We start from the raw sequence: 5,240 nt of genomic DNA, 5'->3' as shown, positions 1-5,240 counted from the left end.
CGCGAGGCCCTCCAGCTCGGCGCCGACACCCCGGTCGTCACCTTGGACGCGCGCCGCCGCGACAGCGCCAAGAGCGCCCTCATCACGCTCGTCGAGCACGCCCTGCTCGCCCGGCTGCGCTGAGCGGACGCGGGAGGACCGGAACCGTCCAGCCCCGTCGGCCCGTCACTGCGACGGGGCGACGGGGCCGCGCCGCTTAACCGGCCGGTGTCCTCCCGGGGCCCCGCGCAAGACCCGTGTATAAGCAGCGGATAACAGTTCGGTAGGCATTTTGTGATCAACAATGACGCAGCGTGGCGAATCAGCGTCACTCAGCGCCAGGTGACCACGGTTTTGCTCCGTCATGTTGGTGAATGTCCGGATTGCTCCTGCACGGGCGCCGTACGGCGGCTGTTTGTCCCCCATCCCTGCACGTGCTGAAATTCCAGCTACCCCTGAATCTCTCGTGCCGGCCCGTCCGGCGACGGGTCAGGGCCCGGGGGTAGCGCTGGATTGATCCATGGCCGGCAGTCGGCCGAGAGGTAGTTGTCGAGTGAGGCGTAAGCAGCAACCCGCCCCGCAGCGGCGCTCCGAGCCCCGCCAGAGCGAGCCGAACGGTACCCCCGCGGGCCCGGCCGGATTCTCCGCGTTCACTCCCACCGAGGAACGCCCGCAGGCCGCGTCGGCTCCCACGCCCCCGAGCATCGCCACGGCGCCCCGCAGCGGCGGCGCACCGGGCGGCACACCGGGTGGCGACGACGGTGCCGGAGGGCGGTACGAGTTCCTCCGCCCGCGCAACTGGCGCGTGCCGACCCGTCTGATCGCGATCCTGCTGATCCCCGTGATCATCAGTCTCGTCTTCGGCGGTCTGCGAGTGAACACCTCGGTCGACGGTTACATCAAGGCCTCCCGCGCCGAGAAGACCGCCGAGCTGGCCAAGTCCGCGACCGAGCTCGCCGAAGCGCTGGAGAACGAGCGCGACAAGACGCTCATACCCCTGCTCACCAAGCAGGACCCGAACAACGAGGTCACCAAGCGCCGCGCCGACACCGACGCCGCGCTGAAGGCGTACAACGCCGCCTACGCGGCCTCGGACAAGTCCGGTGAGCTGCCGCGCCGCCACGAGGCCTTCCAGGCCCTGCTCGTCGACCTGCCGCACCTGCGGGCCAACGCCTACAACCCCGAGCTGTTCATCACCGCGACCGCGAGCGCCTACTCGGCGATGTTCGCTCCGCTGCTGGCCTACGACAACTCGGTCGGCCTGGGCTCCGCCAACGCCACCAGCAAGGGCCGCGCGATCTACGCGATGTCGCTGGCCAAGGCCTCCGCCTCGACCCAGCGCTCGCTGATGCTGAGCCTGCTGGTCGGTATCGCGCAGAACGGCACGACCCGGTACGAGAACGCCGACGCGACGCAGGCGATCGTGGTCGCGGAGAAGCTGGAGCAGGTCTCCCTCAACGAGTTCAACACCGGTAGCGCCCCCGAGGACGTCAAGAAGTACGCGGACGCGCAGGTCGCCCTGGCCACCGCCCAGGACCGCTCGGCCTACAAGATGCCGAACGGCTCCGCGCCCACCATGCAGGGCCTGATGGCCCTGGCCGCCATGTACAGCCAGGCCGCAGCGGAGGGCCAGCTGAAGGGCAAGGCCACCGCCGACGCCGCGTTCGCCGAGGCGAAGAACGCCGGTCTGACCCCGGACAACTGGAACCAGGCCGCCAACACCCACATCCAGGCCCTGCGGAACACCGAAGTCGTGCTGCTGGAGGACGTCCTCACCGACTCCCGCAGCCTGAAGGACAACGCGCTCTACGACGCCATCCTCAACACGGTCATCGTCGTCGCCGCACTGATCCTGGCCGGCCTGCTCACCGGCTACGTCGCCCGCTCGATGATCCTCGGCATGCGCACCCTGCGCAGCGCCGCCCTGGAGATCGCCGACCACCGCCTGCCGGACCTGGTCGAGAAGCTCTCCAAGACCGACCCCGACCGGGTCGACACCTCGGTGACCCCGATCCCCCTGCACGGCAAGGACGAGATCGGCGAAGTCGCCCGGGCGTTCGACCAGGTCCACCAGCAGGCCGTGGCGCTCGCCGCCGAGCAGGCCCTGCTCCGAGGGAACGTCAACGCGATCTTCACCAACCTGTCGCGCCGCAGCCAGGGCCTCATCCAGCGCCAGCTGGCGCTGATCACCGACCTGGAGAACAACGAGGCCGACCCGGACCAGCTGGAGAACCTCTTCAAGCTGGACCACCTCGCGACCCGCATGCGCCGCAACGGTGAGAACCTGCTCGTCCTCGCGGGCGAGGAGGCCGGCCGCCGCTGGAACACCCCGGTCCCGCTGGTCGACGTGCTCCGCGCCGCCGCGTCCGAGGTGGAGCAGTACGAGCGCGTCGAGCTCTCCGGCATCCCGGAGGTCGACGTCGTCGGCGCCGCCGTGACCGACCTCGTCCACCTGCTCGCCGAGCTGCTGGAGAACGCGACCTCGTTCTCCAGCCCGCAGACCCGGGTGCTGGTCAACGCGACCCGTCTGCCCGACGGCCGCGTGCTGGTCGAGATCCACGACAAGGGCATCGGCCTCACCGCCGAGGACTTCGCGGAGATCAACGAGAAGCTGGCCGAGCCGCCCACGGTCGACGCCACCATCTCCCGCCGCATGGGCCTCTTCGTGGTCGGCCGGCTCTCCCAGCGGCACGACATCCGCGTCCAGCTCCGCCCGTCCGGCGAGTCGGCCGGCACCACCTCGCTGGTCATGCTCCCGCCGTTCGTCACCCAGGGCGGCGCGATGCCGGAGCCGGAGGAGCAGTTCACCGTCTCCCGGATCTTCGCCGACCAGGAGCCGACCGCCCAGTGGGCGCCCGACGCCGGCAACCGCAGTGCCGCCGAGCTCGGCTTCGACGACCACCTCACCGGTGTCGGCAACGCCGGTTCCTCCGGCTTCAGCCCGGCCCTGGAGTCCGTCCAGCGCTCCCAGCGCCTCGACCAGGTCCGCCGCGCGGCCCTGGAGGGCGGCCCGGAGCCGGTGCTGGACGCGGAGGTCGAGGAGGACTACCAGCAGGGCTACGACCAGTACGCCCAGCAGGGCTTCCAGCAGCAGGGCGCCTACGCCGACGACCAGTACGGCTACGACCAGCAGGGCTACGACCAGCAGGGCTACCAGCAGGACGGCTACGCCCAGGACGGGTACGACCAGTACCCGCAGCAGGGCTACGACCAGCAGGGCGCCTACGCCGACGAGCAGTACCGCTACGACCAGGGCGGCTACGACCAGTACGGCCACCAGGCCCAGGAGGCCCCGGCCGGCCACCCGTACGCCCCGGAGACGCCCGCGCTGCCCGCAGCCGAGCAGGCGCCCGCCACCCTGGCGTCCGGGCTGCCGCAGCGCCGCCCCGGCGAGCAGCTGGCCGGTGGCGGCCCCGGCACCGCGCCGCCCGGCGCGCTGCCGTCCGGCGACAGCCCCAACTGGTTCGCCGGCGCCAAGGACACCTCCTCCGCCGCGGAGTCCCGCGGCCACGACGTTTCCTCGCTCGGCGGGTACGGCCCGACCGGCCCGACCGCCAGCACCGCCTGGCAGTCGCCGAACGACGGCGACTGGCAGCGGGCCGAGCAGCTGCGCGAACCCTCCTCCGCCGGGACCACCCAGGCCGGTCTGCCGCGGCGCGTGCCCAAGCAGAACCTGGTGCCCGGCAACGCCAAGCCCACCCCGCAGGACGGGCCGCAGGTCTCCCGCAACCCCGAGGAGGTCCGTGGCCGCCTCACGAACCTGCGCCGCGGTGTGGAGCAGGGCCGCAGCGCCGGCAACACCGGAAGCTTCCGGATCGACCCCGATCAGGTAGACCAGTCCGGCAACGGACAGAACCGCAGCACCGATCTCTTCGGCGGCTCGAACCACCAGGAGCGTTGAGTTGACTCAGATGAGCCAGGCCGCACAGAACCTGAACTGGCTGATCACCAATTTCGTGGACAACACCCCCGGGGTGTCCCACACCGTGGTGGTCTCCGCGGACGGCCTCCTCCTGTGCATGTCCGAGGGCTTCCCGCGCGACCGCGCCGACCAGCTCGCCGCCGTCGCCTCCGGCCTCACCTCCCTCACCTCCGGCGCCAGCCGGATCTTCGAGGGCGGCGAGGTCAACCAGACGGTGGTCGAGATGGAGCGGGGCTTCCTGTTCCTCATGGCCGTCAGCGACGGCTCCGCCCTCGCCGTCCTGGCCTCGCCGGACTCCGACATCGGCCTCGTCGGCTACGAGATGGCCCTGCTCGTCGACCGAGCCGGCGCCGTCCTCACCCCCGCTCTCCGCGCGGAACTCCAGGGCAGTCTCCTGCACTGACGGTTCGTCGGATACCGTCCAGGTATTCGAAGTACCTCCGCGTCCTTCCCGGGCCCGCTTCGGCGGGCTCGGGTTCGGACGTTGTACGGCCTTCGCACCACCGGCTCCGGACTTGCGCCGAAGCTCGCAATTGCACCGCCGCACCCTGTGAGGAGAGGAACCGTGACACCGCCCGACGACCGCAGTGGCCAATACGGTCTTCCGTACCCTGGCACAGGCCATGACGCCTTCGGAGCACCCGGCGTCGGCCACGGTCAGGAGTACGGCCGGCATCACTACGGGCAGCCCCAGCACCCGTACGCCAGGCCCGAAGAGCAGTACGGCCAGTACGAGCAGTACGCCCAGCAGCAGCCGTCCTACGGCGCCCCGGCACCCGGCTACCCGGGTGCCGTTCCCGAACCGGCGCCCGGCTACGCGCCGGCCCAGGAACCCGGGCACGTCGAGGAGTTCGAGGACGAGACCGACTCCGGGCCGCTGATCCGTCCGTTCGCGATGACCGGCGGTCGCACCCGGCCGCGCTACGAACTCGCGCTGGAGGCACTGGTCTCCGCCGACGTCGATCCGCAGCGGCTGTCCACCCTGCTCCCCGAGCACCAGCGGATCTGCACGCTGTGCACGGAGGTCAAATCCGTCGCTGAGGTGTCGGCGCTGCTCTCCCTTCCCCTGGGAGTGGCCCGCATCCTCGTGGCCGACCTGGCCGAGGCCGGCCTGGTCGCCATCCACCAGCCCGCTTCCGGCGGCGAATCCGGAAACCAGCCCGACGTCACGCTGCTCGAAAGGGTCCTCAGTGGACTTCGCAAGCTCTAACGCGGCCGCCCCCACCCGCGCCACCACCTCCGCGAAGATCGTCGTCGCGGGCGGCTTCGGTGTCGGCAAGACCACGCTCGTCGGCGCCGTCTCCGAGATCAACCCGCTGCGCACCGAAGCCGTCATGAC

General features: G+C 70.9%; 3 protein-coding genes and 2 pseudogenes. All 5 read left to right on the top strand.

Annotation, left to right across the window (positions count from 1 at the left end):
* A pseudogene (locus ACFV0O_RS41160) lies at positions 1-123 on the top strand (ATP-binding protein); the annotation flags it as partial.
* A 409-nt stretch (positions 124-532) separates the two neighbouring features.
* The gene (locus ACFV0O_RS41155) at positions 533-3,880 is read left to right on the top strand and encodes a nitrate- and nitrite sensing domain-containing protein (protein WP_380350106.1); all 3,348 of its coding nucleotides are present in this window, start codon (positions 533-535) and stop codon (positions 3,878-3,880) included.
* 10 nt (positions 3,881-3,890) lie between these two features.
* Positions 3,891-4,304, top strand: coding sequence for a roadblock/LC7 domain-containing protein (locus ACFV0O_RS41150; protein ID WP_030057391.1), 414 nt, complete (start codon positions 3,891-3,893; stop codon positions 4,302-4,304).
* 162 nt (positions 4,305-4,466) lie between these two features.
* Positions 4,467-5,111 (top strand): DUF742 domain-containing protein, encoded by a 645-nt coding sequence (locus tag ACFV0O_RS41145; RefSeq protein ID WP_360269212.1) that lies wholly within the window; start codon positions 4,467-4,469, stop codon positions 5,109-5,111.
* A pseudogene (locus ACFV0O_RS41140) lies at positions 5,092-5,240 on the top strand (ATP-binding protein); the annotation flags it as partial. The gene ACFV0O_RS41145 and the pseudogene ACFV0O_RS41140, both read left to right, overlap by 20 nt.

Origin of the sequence: Kitasatospora sp. NPDC059577 (genome assembly GCF_042735475.1) — a bacterium.
Lineage (GTDB): Bacteria > Actinomycetota > Actinomycetes > Streptomycetales > Streptomycetaceae > Kitasatospora.
Note: the sequence above shows the minus strand (reverse complement) of the source record. Positions and strands in the feature narration are given on the sequence as shown.